The 13,969-nt window shown below is 66.8% G+C and carries 14 protein-coding genes; 4 read left to right on the top strand and 10 right to left on the bottom strand.

Features of this window, described 5'->3' with window-relative positions; genetic code table 11:
* Positions 1–149: 149 nt before the first annotated feature.
* The 5 genes from ACIHAO_RS31960 to ACIHAO_RS31940 all read right to left on the bottom strand — a co-directional run bounded on the left by ACIHAO_RS31960 (position 150) and on the right by ACIHAO_RS31940 (position 3,999).
* Positions 150–1,511: a type I restriction endonuclease gene (locus tag ACIHAO_RS31960; RefSeq protein ID WP_396564114.1), complete on the bottom strand. Its 1,362-nt coding sequence runs from the start codon at positions 1,509–1,511 to the stop codon at positions 150–152.
* A gap of 294 nt (positions 1,512–1,805) precedes the next feature.
* On the bottom strand, positions 1,806–2,783 hold the full coding sequence (locus ACIHAO_RS31955; protein WP_396564112.1) for a phosphotransferase family protein: 978 nt from the start codon (positions 2,781–2,783) through the stop codon (positions 1,806–1,808).
* A 6-nt stretch (positions 2,784–2,789) separates the two neighbouring features.
* Entirely contained in the window at positions 2,790–3,266 is a 477-nt protein-coding gene (locus tag ACIHAO_RS31950; RefSeq protein WP_396564110.1) for a glycine-rich domain-containing protein, read from the bottom strand.
* A gap of 29 nt (positions 3,267–3,295) precedes the next feature.
* Positions 3,296–3,667, bottom strand: coding sequence for a hypothetical protein (locus tag ACIHAO_RS31945; protein WP_396564108.1), 372 nt, complete (start codon positions 3,665–3,667; stop codon positions 3,296–3,298).
* Entirely contained in the window at positions 3,664–3,999 is a 336-nt protein-coding gene (locus tag ACIHAO_RS31940) for a hypothetical protein (protein WP_396564106.1), read from the bottom strand. Before ACIHAO_RS31940 ends, ACIHAO_RS31945 begins: the two co-directional genes overlap by 4 nt.
* A gap of 193 nt (positions 4,000–4,192) precedes the next feature.
* Here ACIHAO_RS31940 and ACIHAO_RS31935 point away from each other — a divergent pair, with 193 nt between their 5' ends.
* Both ACIHAO_RS31935 and ACIHAO_RS31930 read left to right on the top strand, forming a co-directional pair.
* Positions 4,193–4,690 carry an NUDIX domain-containing protein gene (locus ACIHAO_RS31935; protein ID WP_396564104.1) on the top strand — a complete coding sequence of 166 codons (498 nt, stop codon included), beginning with the start codon at positions 4,193–4,195 and terminating at the stop codon, positions 4,688–4,690.
* 19 nt (positions 4,691–4,709) lie between these two features.
* Positions 4,710–5,918, top strand: coding sequence for a helix-turn-helix domain-containing protein (locus ACIHAO_RS31930; RefSeq protein ID WP_396564102.1), 1,209 nt, complete (start codon positions 4,710–4,712; stop codon positions 5,916–5,918).
* Between the two features lie 109 nt (positions 5,919–6,027).
* On the opposite strand, the gene ACIHAO_RS31925 is transcribed toward ACIHAO_RS31930, so the two are convergent.
* From ACIHAO_RS31925 to ACIHAO_RS31915, 3 genes are all read right to left on the bottom strand, one after another.
* Positions 6,028–7,692 carry a relaxase/mobilization nuclease domain-containing protein gene (locus ACIHAO_RS31925; protein WP_396564100.1) on the bottom strand — a complete coding sequence of 555 codons (1,665 nt, stop codon included), beginning with the start codon at positions 7,690–7,692 and terminating at the stop codon, positions 6,028–6,030.
* On the bottom strand, positions 7,689–8,150 hold the full coding sequence (locus ACIHAO_RS31920; protein WP_396564098.1) for a hypothetical protein: 462 nt from the start codon (positions 8,148–8,150) through the stop codon (positions 7,689–7,691). The genes ACIHAO_RS31925 and ACIHAO_RS31920 overlap by 4 nt, the downstream gene beginning before the upstream one ends.
* A 254-nt stretch (positions 8,151–8,404) precedes the next feature.
* Entirely contained in the window at positions 8,405–9,469 is a 1,065-nt protein-coding gene (locus tag ACIHAO_RS31915; protein WP_396564096.1) for a hypothetical protein, read from the bottom strand.
* Positions 9,470–9,722: 253 nt separating this feature from the next.
* Here ACIHAO_RS31915 and ACIHAO_RS31910 point away from each other — a divergent pair, with 253 nt between their 5' ends.
* The gene (locus tag ACIHAO_RS31910) at positions 9,723–10,712 is read left to right on the top strand and encodes a hypothetical protein (protein WP_396564094.1); all 990 of its coding nucleotides are present in this window, start codon (positions 9,723–9,725) and stop codon (positions 10,710–10,712) included.
* Here ACIHAO_RS31910 and ACIHAO_RS31905 read toward each other — a convergent pair.
* Positions 10,709–11,824 carry a hypothetical protein gene (locus ACIHAO_RS31905; RefSeq protein ID WP_396564092.1) on the bottom strand — a complete coding sequence of 372 codons (1,116 nt, stop codon included), beginning with the start codon at positions 11,822–11,824 and terminating at the stop codon, positions 10,709–10,711. The two genes, ACIHAO_RS31910 and ACIHAO_RS31905, sit on opposite strands and share 4 nt — an antisense overlap.
* 174 nt (positions 11,825–11,998) lie before the next feature.
* Between ACIHAO_RS31905 and ACIHAO_RS31900 the strand changes: the two genes are divergently transcribed.
* Positions 11,999–12,328 (top strand): hypothetical protein, encoded by a 330-nt coding sequence (locus ACIHAO_RS31900; protein WP_396564090.1) that lies wholly within the window; start codon positions 11,999–12,001, stop codon positions 12,326–12,328.
* Between the two features lie 92 nt (positions 12,329–12,420).
* Here the strand turns inward: ACIHAO_RS31900 and ACIHAO_RS31895 are convergent, their stop codons facing one another.
* Positions 12,421–13,854 carry a hypothetical protein gene (locus ACIHAO_RS31895; protein ID WP_396564088.1) on the bottom strand — a complete coding sequence of 478 codons (1,434 nt, stop codon included), beginning with the start codon at positions 13,852–13,854 and terminating at the stop codon, positions 12,421–12,423.
* Positions 13,855–13,969 lie beyond the last annotated feature (115 nt).

Here is a 13,969-nt window from a genome sequence, read left to right as displayed (position 1 = left end):
ACAAAACTGCTCTACCTCGGACTCCGCAACATCACCAGCAACCGAGGCGGCCCATCAGGAACCGGCACCCGAGGCTGGAAACAAGCCCTCAACACACTCGCCGCACTCTTCCCCGACCGACTACCACTCCACTAGAATCAAAGAAGAAGTCATCCGTGGCTTACACGGAAATCATGACAGGGCCGATCATGGGCCAGAGACTCTTCAAGGCCGGTGATCGCATCTACCTGCGCGAGGCGCAGTCCATTCGGCTCCAACACCGGAAGTTCGCGCAGGGCGGCCCGGAGGGTGGGCACGGTAGGTGCTTCCTTCGCACGACGCATCCAGTCCGAGATCGTCTCTGGGCGGTGGAAGGCGAAAACCTCACGTGACCGGGCGTCAGGGTCGAGACGGTTGATGAAATAGGTCTCGGCACCCGTCGTGGCGTAACGGAAGGCGAAGGGCTCGCTCTCTCGCCAGACGGCGAGCCGATGTTCTTTCAGCACTCCGGCCGCATACCGGTCGTTCTGCTCCACAGCGCTGGAGAGGTGGTCACCTTCGCGCTTGGCTTCCACGACACCGACGATCTTGGCGTCTACGTAAAGAACGTAATCGGCCCGGCCGGTGGCGAGGGTGAACTCGCGGACGGCCACCCCTTGACCAGCAAGCGGGTTGAACTGGTCACGGTCTTGGACGAGCCAGCCGCATGCAAGCAGCATCGCGTCGATTGCGTCGCGAGCCTGCACTTCGTTGAGCGGCGCGGGGCGCTGTGCTCGGTGGACGATCGCGTCTCGACGCTGGGCGTCGACCTGGCGCGGCTGTTTGCGAGCCTCCTCATAACGCGCATGCTGGGCGCTTCTGAGTTCAACTACCTGACTGCTCAGCTGCTCGACCTGCGCGAGTAGCGCCTCCTTGTTGGCCGCAGCGCTGGCGATCAAGCGCTCGGCCTCAGCGCGGGCCTTGCGTTCAGCCTCCAGAGCGGTCTTGGACTCGGCCAGACGCACACGGGCCTGTGTCAGTGCTTGGCGGTGGCCATCCAGGGCTTCGCGCAGTTCGGCCAGCTCAGCCGGATCGGTGACCTGTACGTCGTCACCCGGGTCTGTGGGCGGGACGAATTCCGCGACCGTCCGACGGCCCTCGATCGCGTCGTGGAACCAAAGGCCAAGCTTGTAGCAGATACGTACGGCGGCCAGAGCGCGTGCAGTGTCGAAAAGGTGCCTGTGGGCGGCAGTGTTCCGGTCGCGGCGAAGCTGGTCGAAGTCTTCGCGGATTCCACTCACCAGAACGCCAGCTCTGGTCAGAGCGGTCAGGCGGTCGACCTGGCGGTCGCCTTCGATCCGCATCCCGATCCGGGCGACAAGCTCCTCGGCTAGGACCTCACCGAACTGGCCGGCTTGGACCAGCGAGGAGTTTGGGTTTGTGAAGACGGTTGCCTCGGCGAGGGCACCGTAGATCGACAGCAAGGGCTGGTGGCGGTACAAGAGCCCGAAGTTCGGTGAGCCCTTCCCGAAGTCACGAAGCCGGTCGTCCAACGTCGCCCCCTCCTGCCCCGTACGAGTACTAAGTGCCCCTACGAAGGCTATCGAGGCGCTGGTAGTACCTCGATAGGTGACCCCGTAGGGTGCGCGATCTTAGTTACGTGATCGGGGCTGAGCGAAGGTTTGCTACGGACGCTGCTAAGCCAAACGAGTGGCGCTCCGTGAAGTCCGCAGGGGGACGAACGAACTCCAGTTCACCAATAGGCACGTTCGTCACGCTACGTAGTGCCTTGCGACGGTCGGCGCTCCGGAGGGCCGATGTGCTCAGCTGGGGGTTGTCTCGGGTCGTTAGATCGGTCTAGACCGGTGTGCAGTAGTTGCGGTGCGATTTGCTCGCTCCTCGGCCTGAGGCGTGCGCTCCGCTGGTGGTTCTGAAGGCTTTGCCAACCTGTGGCAGGCCCAGGTTCGTGCCGCTGCGGTGAGTTCAGCACGCATGGGGAGGGGATCGGTGTGCTGCAGGTAGGTCCACATGCCGAGGAGGGCGACGGAGAACGAGGTCAGAGCATCTGTTGAAGCCCCTGACCAAGCGGCGGTGGTGGCTGCCCAGTGCTCTGCAGCTTCAGGGGTATGGCCCTGTCCGATCAGACGGACGACCAGGTGGGCGGTGTCGACCCAGGGAGCACCGGTCTGTGACCACGCCCAGTCGATCACCCATGCCGCCCGGCTGTCATCGACGAGGATGTTCAGCGGGTGCAGGTCAGTGTGCAGCAGGTTATCCCCGGCGACCGCCTCGATGCCCCTCGCCTCCCAATCCACGAGGAGGTCGAGCCGGTCCAGGCTCCACTGGTCCAGTCCGGCTGGTGGTCGGTGTCGCAGCCGTCGCCAGCCGGACATCCAGGCCATTTTGTCCGTCAGGGCGGGCACGTTCGGCGCGGGGCAGCCACGTAGCTCTCGCGACATGGCGGACACCGTGTCGGCCACCAGCGGTAGGTCCGGCGAGCCAGGGGACAAGTCAGCGTGGTGGCCGATGACGTGCTCGAAGCCCAGCAGCAGCCAGTCGTCGGCCTCAGCTCGCCACAGCAGGCGCGGCGCGACCGCCGGGGGAAGGTGCGGGTTGATGTCCGCCTCGTGGCGGTGCATCGTCCCGCGTTTGCCCCCGGCGTCGGCGATGCCCTTGCAGAAGACCAGGCCGCGGCCCGTGTGCAGGGTGGCGGCGAAGTCGGAGTTGCGCCCGGCCGCCGGCGCTTCGGCGCGGGTGACTGGCCCGGTCTCGGCTTCGATCGCGGCGCGCACGGCGGCGGGGAGGTCGTCCCAGGTGTGGAGCATGCGGCCTCAGCTGACGGGCGGCGGGTCGTCGGAGCAGCCGTTCTTGCACTGCGAGCAGTTCACGTTGCACTTGCCGTTCACAGCTGGCCACAGCGCGGGATCGACAGCGTATCCGGCCCGTTCGATGGCGGCGACCGTGCGCGCCAGCGTGGCGTGGGCGGCTTCGCCGGTCGCTGCCGGGTCGCCACCCTCGGTGGGCACGTGGTGCAGGAACCGGCCCGCGATGCGGTCGCAGAAGTTCGCATAGTCGCGGGTGTGCAGGATGAAAGTGTGCCAGCCGATGTCCACCAGCTCGCTGGGTGCCAGCGGTGTGCCGGTGTTGCGGGCGCAGGCGGCGAGGAACGCCAGTGCCTGCTCCACGATGCGTTCTGAGAGGTCGCGAGGCAGTTGCTCCTCGGCGATGATCCGGCCAGCGAGGCGGTCGAAGAGGGCAGCGGATACCAGCTTGCGGCAGGTGGCGGATGGGGTCAGGACAGCGGTCACGGGTTCTCCTCGGTTGAGCGGATAGGTAGTCACCGCGCTGGTCGCGCGGAGTTTCGGGGCGTCCACAAGCGGGGCGCGGTGGCTCTCACGAGCCGGGGCGCGCCCGGTGCTTCCGGGGGCGGCAGGGTGAGCAGGCCGTCTACGACGTCGGCCAGGCTGCCGTCGCGCTGCCACAGCACGCCGCCGGTGTGGTCGGCGCGCAGCGCGGCGGCGTCGGTGGCGTAGCGGACCATCAGCGCGTCGGCGATGCCGGTGCCCGGCCAGGCCCGTACACCGCGGACCTCCACCAGCTCGCCGTCGTGGTCGTGCACCGGCAGGAACAGCCACCCGGCGTCGAGCAGGTCGGCCAGGCGCCTCAGCTCGGGGAACGCCGCCAGCGCACGCTCGTGGTCGCTGGTCACGAGACGATCCGCAGGTGGGGCCCGGCTGGCACGGGGTCGGGGTCACCCGTGCCAACCGGGAGTTGGGGGTGTTCGGCGGGCCGAGGTGCTGGCACCGGGATGTCCCGCCGAGGGGGTAAGCCGAAGTGTCGGCGGAACTCGGCGTCGCAGCCCAGGCAGCCGCTGGCCTTCCGCGGCTTGGCCGTCTCAGTGACCTGGTACAGCTCGCCGCACAGCAGTCGCACGATCGTCCCGGCGGGCGGACGACGCTTGTGCCACGTCAGGTGCTCAACGCCGCCGATGACCGGCTGATAGGCGGTGGCGTTATCCATCGAGCCGGAGGTGAAGGTCACCGGCTTCGCCTGCCGCGCACGTCGGCGGAAACTGAACGCGAGGGTTGCCGTGTCGTAGCCACCTCTACAGCGTCGACATAGTTGACCAGCGAAAACACAGCCCCGGAGCATGTGTTCCCAGAGGTCGGCAGGCGTTCTCTGCCTTTCGAGCAGGGAAAGTGGGGATCGACCGGTGGCGGTAACCTGCGAAACCGTGGACCTCTTGCCTTTTAGCGAGTACGCGGCTTCGCTCAACCGGAAGCGCACGGCCGCTGGCGTGCTGCTGCGCGACGACAGGTCGCGCGTGCTGCTGGTGGAGACCACGTACAAGCCCGAGTGGGAGATCCCGGGTGGTGCGGTCGAAGCGGAAGAGGCCCCGTGGGTGACGGCGGCCCGCGAACTCCACGAGGAGCTGGGCATCACCCGCTCCCTGGGCACGCTGCTGGTCATCGACCACATCCGCACTCAGGGCGTGATGCCCGAAGGGCTCGCGTTCGTGTTCGACGGCGGCCTTATCACCGAAGACGAGGTTCGCGGTATCCAGTCCACTGACCCGGAAATTCAGTCCGTAGGGCTGTACACGCTGGGCGAGGCTGAAACGCTGGTGAAACCCACTCTGCACGCCCGGATCAGCACGGCCTTGCGCGCGGCCGACAACGGCGCGACCGTGTTCTGCGAAGCCGGTCACCCTGCGACGACCGTCCGGAACTAGCGCACGCCGAGGGGGAACAGTGTCCAGCTCGCTGGCGGAGAACCTGGCGCGCTTCCGCAAGGCGCGCAACCTCTCGCAAGAGGAGTTGGCGGCGGCTGCGTCGGTCGGGGTGGACACCGTGGGGCGCATCGAGCGCGGAGAACGTCGGACCACACGCCCCGCCACTGTCGCGAAGCTTGCGCGGGTACTGGCGGTCACCCCGGACGCACTGCTGGGGCTACTGCCCACCGCTCACGCTGCGCGGGACGCCGAGGTCGCGCGCCTGCGGCAGGCGATCACCGCCAGCGCCGAGGTGCCTGGCCTGGATGACCTCGCCGACACCGACGACATCAGCGACCCGACCAGCTTGGCCAAGGCCAGCCACTCCACTTGGCGGGCTTACGTGGACGGGCGTCACGGCGAGCTGCTGCACGCCCTGCCGGTCCTACTGACCGACGCCCGCCGCCTCGTCCACGCGAGCACCGGGGACGCGAACGCCGCCGCGCAGCAGTTGCTCTCCACCGCCTACCGGCTCGGAGCCGGGATCGCCGGACGCCTCGACATGGACGACCTCGCGTGGACCGCCGCCGAGCGCGCCCTGGCTGCCGCCCGCAAGTCCGGCAACCCGGAGATCGACTCGGCGATCTCGCTGCGCTACCTCGTGTGGACCCTGATCAAGCAAGGGCGCACCGAGGACGCCGAGCGCGTCGCCGTGAAGGCCGCGGAGCAGATCGAGCCCCGGATGCTCGACCGGGACAGCACCCGGGCGGGCGTGTTCGGCAACCTGCTGTTCAACGCCGCCAACGCCGCGCTCCGCTCAGGCAGCGGCGACCGCGCGAACGACCTCCTGGCAATCGCCCAGTCAGCAGCGCAGCGGGCCGGGCGGGACGACGCCACCGAGGCCGCCATCTTCGGTCCCCGGGTAGCCGCCTTCCAAGCCGTGGACCACGCGGTCCGGCTCGGCGACCCGGAGACCGCGCTCCGGCTCGCAGACCGCATCGCCGAACCACAGGGCCCGGTGCCCGCCTTCTGGGAAGCCGGTCACCGGCTGCACCTGGCCCACGCCGCGGCTCAACTCCGACGGGATCAGCTGGCCGTGGACCTGTTGAGCGAAGCCCGGGATCTTGCGCCGGATTGGGTTCAGCGTCAGCCGCTCGGGACCACAGTCATGCGCGGGCTGGTGGATCGGGCTACCCGCCGACGCGGGCGCCGCTTCGCTGAACTCGCGGCGCACTACGGCGTTCTCTGACATCTGCGCACGCGATCGCGTGACTGGAAGGCAGCGGTGCCTGACGCCGTGGCCGGAACCTGCGAGCTGTGACGGATGGTGTTCGACTGACTGGCCTGTGCGAACGCACTTACCGGGCTCTCCGGCTGGCTGTAGACGGTGGAGGCGGCTTATAAGCGGCTGGAGTGTGCACCGTCGGGCGGCTATCCGGCGCATATCGCCGCTGAGTTACGGGTTCGGGCGATGCTTGCGGGATGGGCGCCGATCGTCTGGCGTGCATGGTGGCCGCACGAGCAGCAGCGGCACGGTCGATGGGTAGCGCGTTGATCGTGCGTTCGGCGGCCGCGGCCTGGTGGATGCGGGCGTTCGCCTGTTGCCAGGCGCAGATTTCGGCGATGAGCCCGGCGAGGGCCAGGACCAGGGCGGCGAGTACGAACCTCTCGCTACCTCGTCCGTGTATTGCTCCGATCGCCGCCAACTTCCGTGCGGCCCGCCGCAACTCCCGGGCCAGGGGGCCGAGGTCGTGCGCCAGTACGCGATGTGGGCTGCGTGCGGCCCGGTCGTAGTAGTCGTGCGCGATGGTCAGCGGGCCGGGAGTCCGATATTCCTTCCCGAGCGCGAGAGTTCCGAGCAGTTCGCCGGCGGCGTGGGCGATGCCGTCGGGGTCTTCCTGTTTCGCGCGGATCGCCGCGGCCGCGGCGTCGACCACGGCGGTCGCTTCGGCAAGAACATCTTGCCGTGTGTGCGGGGTGGAGCGGCCGTCGTTGGTGCGTTCGACGGAAGTATCCGCGGCGGGTGTGCTGCTCCAGCGGGCAAGGAGTTTCGGCCAGGTGAGATCGGCGGCGAGCTTGCCGCCGCCGAACCACACCAGCTCGCCGCCGCGGGTCTGGTCGAAGCGCATCGCGTACGCGCAGCCTCGGACTTTTCCCGCCGCGGTATACGACAGCCTGTAGTTGATCTGCAGCTCATCGAGCTTGATGAAGAACCCATCCGGTCCATGGGCGGTGGCTGCGGCTTGGGAGATGAGCCGGTGTAGCTCGGACCGCGCGGTTTCGGGACGCCGGTTCCTGTTCGCTTTGCTGATCTCGCCGCGGGTGGGTTGCTTGGCCGCGGTGCGGTCGATATCCGGGGTCGGGGTGAGCCCGAACTCCCGCTCGAGTTCCTGGCACGCCTCGCGCAGCCGCGTCTTGTAGAAGGGCGGGGAGAACCGTGTGAGCCGGCCGCTTTCGTGCTGAGCGACAAGGACCGCCATCAGGTGGATGTGATCGTCAGCATGGCGGACCGCGACCCACCGGCACCCGGCCTGGTGGATCCCGGTCGCGTCCATCAGCCGCTGCGCAACGTGTTCCCACTGCTTGTCGGACAGCACCGGGTCGTCCGGGTGCAACCTGACCGGGCAATGCCACACGTACCCGTCCTTGAGCACGATCGCCTGTGCCTTCGGGTCGTAGCGGTAGAGCTTCAGCCAGTCCGGCGCGAGGGAAGGCGGCTTCCGCCTCCCGGCGATGCGCAACCACTGCACCCACTCCTCGGCGTTGGGGAGCCCTTCTGGTGTTGGCGCGGGGTTGGCCAGCGGCAGTCCGAATTCCTTCGGCAACTCCTGCATCACCCCGATCAGCTCACGCAGATCGAAGTCGAACTCGCCAAGGCCTGTCTTCAGTGGTTGGTGGAAGGCCGGGGCGCTGTCCCAGGACGCGACGACGCGCGGGTCGCGATGCTCCTCGTGTTCCCCAGGGCCGAGGAGGTAGGCGATCAGCCCAGCCGGGCGCCATCCGGTGACGACCTTCGCGATCACCGCAGCGCGTTCCGTAGCGCGGCTTGTAGCCCGTGTGCTTCGGCGACGCGGCGGCGCACGATCGTCATGATCGCCAGCGCCTCTTCGTGGACGGTTTCGATCTCGTGTGTGCTGTTCGCGTGCCGGGCGACGTCGTTGAGATTGCCGCCGATCTTCGCTAACTGAACGCTGTGGTGGCTGACTGCCTCCAGCAGCTTGGTCAGCAGCTCCCGGTCGAGCACGCGACCGTCCACCCGCATGCGAGCGGCATCCAGCGCTGCCTGCGATACGAACGAACCGGGCTGTATGCCATCGCGTCCCGCGGCTTGCACGATGATCAGCCACTCGGCGTCGTTGTACGTCAGCGGAGTGCGCGGCTTGCGCGGACCGTGCTGTGAATGCTCCCGCCTCTTCAACCGCTGGATCGAAGCCGACCCGGAGTCTGGCCGGGCGGCGGGTGCGCTCTCATTGTCGTTCATTGCGTTCGTCCCCCATGCGGCCCGCCGGCCTGAGGCACCCCCTGCACCTCACCGCGGTCCGCAAGGACCAGCCTGCCAGGACGCACAGCGTCCTGGGGAAGATCCATATGGATCTTCAACATCTTGCTCTGCCGTCACCCCAACGACAACGGCAAGACGCGTCGCACGGGGCGCGGGGAATCTGGTCTTCCTCTATCCAGCCAATCCCACGGCTGCTGACCTTGCTGACCAGTGACTTGAGCCAGACCGATGCGTCAAAGCCGGGAGTAGTAATCACGGGCGGTTCGGCCTTCCAGCATCAGCCGGCACGCCGAGCAAAGGACACCGCCGGGCCCGGGCGGGCGCAACCCGCACTTGCCGCAGCGTCTTGCTGAGACCCGGGGATGCTCGGGGTTGAGACACTCGGCGGTGTGGGGCGCGGACTGGCCGCGGGGCTTGGTCGGGCGGCCGGGCTGGTACTCGCCGGTTTGCTCGGTCATCTCCTGGAACAGTTCAAGGTCTGTGGGGGAGACGAGCCGCACGTCGCCGAGCAGGTCGCGCATCGCGACGAGCTCACCGGCCGGAAGACGTTCGGCCACGTCGTCGACGGTGAGCCCGATCCACGGCTCGGGGTTCGGGTGCATCCGCCCGCACACCCGCGGCGGGCGGGTGCGTTTGCCGCGGTGGCGGCCACCCGTTGGGCAGTAGTCCCAGGTGCTGATAGTGCAGCGAGTCGGGATCATCCGGCGCGGGCCGAGCGCGGTGGCGGCTCGTGGCGGCGGCAGTGTGGTCCAGGCCAGCTTGTTGCATCCAAGCGCCGGTACTTGGGTGAACCAGGGCGGGGTGCGGTCGGAGTCGAGGAACCACACCGGCAGCCAGCCCGCGCTGAACGACTTGGTGGTCCGGGATTTCACCAGCGTCGACTCGATGGCCGAGCGCTGTACCTCGATCCCGGTGCGGTACGGGCCGTCGATCGCGACGTCCAAGATCGTGCCCCGCCCCGTTCGGCGCTCCTGCGTCACCGGGTAGCCGGCGTCTTCGGCCGCCCGCTGCCAGTAGTCCTTCTGCCGTCGGTGCTCGACGGATTCCTCCGCGATCTCGTGGTCGCTGGTGCAGCTGCTTCCCCGGAAGTGGACCGCCCAGTACCGATCGCCGACCAACCGGACGAACATCTCCGCGCCATCGTCATCGACCGGCGCCTGCTGGCACAGCAGGATCCGGTCGTGGCGGCGGATCTCGCCTCGCAGCGACCGGATCAGCTCGAAGTCCCGCGAATTCAGGTGAGCCAGGTCGATCAGCCGATCGTCCTCGCCACGGATGTAGCGCACCAAGGTCGACAATCAGACGCCTCCCCGCGACAACAACTCAGGGTACGACCGTGCCTCGGCAGTTTCGGGCTCTGCCGGGGAATACCACCGTCGCAGGCGCTCCCTCTGATCGTCTACCGCCATCTCGGGTGGAATCAGCAGGTCTGCTGGAACGGCGGCTGCACGAGTCTCTCCGGCCGAGATGCGTCGAGTTTCCTGATCCGGGCGATTGGTGTTGGCTAGGTGAATGGCACGTTCATCACGTCGAACTGGGCCGCGGACTCCGGTGCCGTCAACAGTCGAGGAGTTCCTCGAAGCGCTCGATGACGCCGGTGGCGAGCTGCGGATCGTGTCGCCCACCGACGATGTGCGGGCCGCATGGCGGCGGGTGATCCACCGTGTCCGGCAGGGCAAGCACGTTCCTGAAGGATGGCATCTGCTGCACCGGGGTCGCGACAGCGGCGACCTCGTCATCGAAATGAGGCCTGGCGAGCACCCTGCTGACAAGTACCGCCTGCCAGCAGGGGAGCGAGTGTCGGTTCCCACTGAGTTGACGAAGCTGCACCCCGTGGTGCAGGCGTTGCGAGACACGCCGGAGCGGCTTCCGGCTTCGTCAGCGAACCGAAGTCGAGCATTGATGGTCATCCAGGCGTTGGCAGAAGAGGCAGGCCGCCGCGGACTGAAGGTCGCGCCCGGAACCGGCGATGTACTCCTTAATGTGGAGGCTCTGGAACTCCGGTACGCCGTGCGCGTCACTGAAGAGAGCACTACAAGGTGGAACTTGCGGCTCGTGCTTCAGGTGCATGGCCCGGGCGAGCCGACCGACACGCGATGGTGTGATCGCTCCGACTGGCAGGTCGAGGAAGCACTGGGGCAAGTACTCGATGACATCGTTCGGAGGGCGGAGTCCACACGACGTGACATCGACGAGAGGGATCGGCGCGAAGCGGAGAAGAAGGTCGCAGCACGCGCCAAAGTTGTCCGCGAGCACCGGGCGAAAGTCTTGCGAGCCCAGGTCGCCGCCTGGTGCGAGGCTGAGCAGATCCGACAGCATTGCGACCAGCTCGTGGCGGCAGGCATGAGTGAGCAGGATGAATGGGTGACATGGGCGCGGATGCGTGCAGCCGAGATTGACCCTCTTACTGAGCCGCCGGGCATGCCAGCTGAGCCGAGCAAGGAGCCACCGTCACAGCGGCCGACCCCGATGCGTGCGGCAAGGATCTCCCTACCTGAGCCAAAGCCATGGCACCCGAATCAGAAGTGGTGGTCGCGTTAGCTCGGGCCCCACGGACTCCACCCGTGCAGGTACGGCGCGAGGTCATCCCGCCCTGGTTCTGGCGTAGCCGGCATTCCGGCTTGGTTGCGTACTGGATCTATCTCGTCTGCATAGGTCTGTGCCCATGTCGCCCAGGCGACGACGTCGTCTCTTCGTGACGGATCGACCGTCTCGGCAGAGCTTCGCAGCGCCGCAGCGTACGCCTGGATGTCCTCGGCCGTCGCCGCTTCCTCAACTCGCTTGCGCAGCGCGTCCTTCCGGTGTTGCTCGGCGAACTGCGCCCGTGCCTTGGACATCGCCGCCTCCCAACGTCGGCGACGCTCAGCAGCCTGACGCGCTTCGTCCTCCCTCCGTTCGACCGCGGCCTTGATCATGAGTTCCAGGCGATCGAACATCGCCCCGAGCTGCTGTTCGAGTGGCTTGCTTTCGGTGTCGGACCACGTCAGGTTCTTTTGATTGCGCTGGTGTTCTTCGGCACGGAGCCTGAGCCACAACCCGTTTTGGCTGCCTCCACTCGTCAGCCTGAAATAGTCAGGGCCCGCCTCGAGCGTGACGTATTCGCCGCGTTGGCCTCCTGCCCAGACCCGATACCCTCGGAAGCCGGCCTCGTCCAGGATGGCTTGCCAGATCCGCAACATACGACCGGACTTCTGCCTCGGTACGTCTGGTATCCAGTCTGGAACGAAGCGGCGCGAATGGTAAGGACGCCACCGATCTGCCTCAAGGCGCGTCATCCCGTCCTGCATCTCGACGACCAACGAGTGAAGAACCTTCGGCAGCTTCGACGGTACCCGGATGGAGCGTCCCACGAAGTCGCTGTGATCCCGGCTCTCGGCCGCTGGCGGTTCGGAGGTGACCTCACTGATCGGCTTCGGTGGCGCGCTGGGGTCGACCACCGAGATCCGCAAAGTGTTGCCGGAAGTCCATTTGCTCAGTCGAGCAGTTCCAGCTCGTAACAGCCGAAGCTGGGCGGTTCGCGCCGCGTGGCGCCACGCGGCGAGCTCATCGGGCTCCAGGTCAGGGAGGACGAGGTGCCCGCCCGCTGCCGCTACCCGATCCAATACCTCTTCAGGCGTAATCTCCGGTGGCTCGGACGCGCCGCCATCTGCCATTTGGTCACTTTAGGTGGCGAGATGATGTGTCGCTAGTCAGTGCCACCGATCGAGGTCCGTACAGTACTTGGCGTAATCGGGGGTTTCGGCCAAAAAGTCAGTGGGGTCTCACGCCACCGGGCGCGGCTGCCCTTCCGTACCTTTCCCTGTCGTACAACAGCAAACGGAGGATCAATGTCCAAGCCGGAAGAGCCATGGATGCCAGGTCGAGACGACGTTCCCTGGACCGTCGCGCTCATCAATCCGCACGGCGATCGGCATCTTGCTTTCAATGGCGAGGAGGGCCGCTTCTACCGGCTTTGGCAACATCAGCGTCCGGAGCCGCTCCACACGGGCGATGCAATTCTCCTGCGTCCGAGTGACATCGACCAGATCATCAAGCATTGCGTCATCTGGATCACCGATCATCCCGGTCATCCGCGAAGCTATGCGCTGTCCGACGAGATGGCTGCCGGAGCCAAGGCTGTCGTGATGCACTTTGCCACGCAAGCGGGAGCTGTCTGATAGCCGAGTCACGGCGCCTCACGCGAAGTCGTTCGCGGTGTCCGCCCTGTCCGCCGACGTAATCTGGCGGACAGGGCGGACAGCGTTCGACGTCATTCCTCCGCTGGCATATGTAGACGCAGGAGACGGTCCCGGTTCTTGCCGACCCGTTCTTCGGCTACTTCGATCCCGCGGTCGCGGAGGGCAGGTGCCAGCCGACGGATCTGCCCACCGCCCTGGCTTGCGCCCCGTGGCCAACCCTTTGGGCGTGGATCCGGCATCTCAAGAGCCGCCAAGAGCTCTGTCGCAGTGCCTTCCCAGGACCTGGACTCGGTGACGAAGTCAAGCACGGCCTGGCCGAACGGGTCGTTCGCGAGCACGTCGGCCGAGACGGAATCAGCGCGCGAGAGGTACGCGTCGAGCGTGCACCATCCCGTGACTTCGTCGAGCGCCACGAGTACTCGTGCGAAGTCGGCCATGCGTGGCATCGAGTCCAGATGGACGCGCGCGAGCGTCGCGAGTACCGCTGAGAGAAGGTCAAGTAACTCAGCCAGGATGGCGGGTCGTGCGGCGGCGTAGCGCGTTTGGACGTCCTGTTCGCTGCGCCGCCGACTGCGTGGAATCAGCGGTGGCTCGACCAGCAGCAGGCGTTCACCGAGGTCACCGGCCAAAGCGCCGGCGTCGATCGTGGTGATCACGATCGCTCGGCGGAACGACAGCACGACGACGTCATCATCGGTAAACAGGGCACGGTCGACGAAGCCTTCGCCGGTGACCGCGCGACACAGCGTGTCGGACAGCCAAGGCTGGATCGTCGACACGTTGTCGAGGCAGACTGTCCAGGAAGCTGAAGCCGACGTGACCCAGGTCTTCGGGTCCCGCGGCGCCGTACGGAGAGGTGCTCCGCTGGGGTCGATCAACCCGAGCAGCAACCTGGCGGTCATCGATTTCGCCGTTCCTTGCTCGCCCTTCAAGGCCAGGATCGGGTGCGGGATCTCGGGGAGCATCGCTGCGAGCAGCCAACCCACCATGAGCTGGAATCCCTCGTCGTCGATGTTCAGGAGCTCGCGGAGAGGCTGAAGCCCGCGGTTATCGCGAATGGGGACCGGTAGGGGCTGCATCGCATTGGTGCGCCGGAAGACAACCGGTGATCTTGACGTCGTAGACCAGCCGCCAGGGCCGGCAACGACGCATCGACCATCGGGGCTGCCGAGATCGAGCACGATCTGTTCGCCGATGCTGCCGACTCTAAGATAGACGGGTTCAGGTTCGTGATCTGCGGCGAAGCCTTCGAGCACGATCAGCGCTTCGGCCAGGGCGTTCTGGGATGGCACCGTGCCGTACTCTTGTGCGAAGTGCTTGGCCAGCTTGGCTCGGAAGCCGCCATTGCCTCGTAGCTGGAGTGCGACGTTCGAGCCGTCTTGGCTTACCGCGTACGCGCGGCCGCTGTCGGATGAAATCAGCAGCTTGTATCGCCGGCGCGCGAGTTCGACCAGGAGCGTGGCCTGGCTTCGCTTGGGCCGCTTGTCGTCTCCGTCCTGAGTCACGCCGCCTCCGATCGCGTGTCTCGACCGCGTGGGGCCGCTCGGTGTGCAGTCAGCAGAGCTGCGAGTCGGTCTCGTTGCCGGGGCGACAAAGGTGGTGCGGCGTCGACAAGTCGGC

Source organism: Amycolatopsis sp. NPDC052450 (assembly GCF_044547565.1).
Taxonomy (GTDB): Bacteria; Actinomycetota; Actinomycetes; order Mycobacteriales; family Pseudonocardiaceae; genus Amycolatopsis.
The sequence above is the reverse complement of the archived record's forward strand: the minus strand, read 5'-3'. Positions and strand labels throughout refer to the sequence as shown.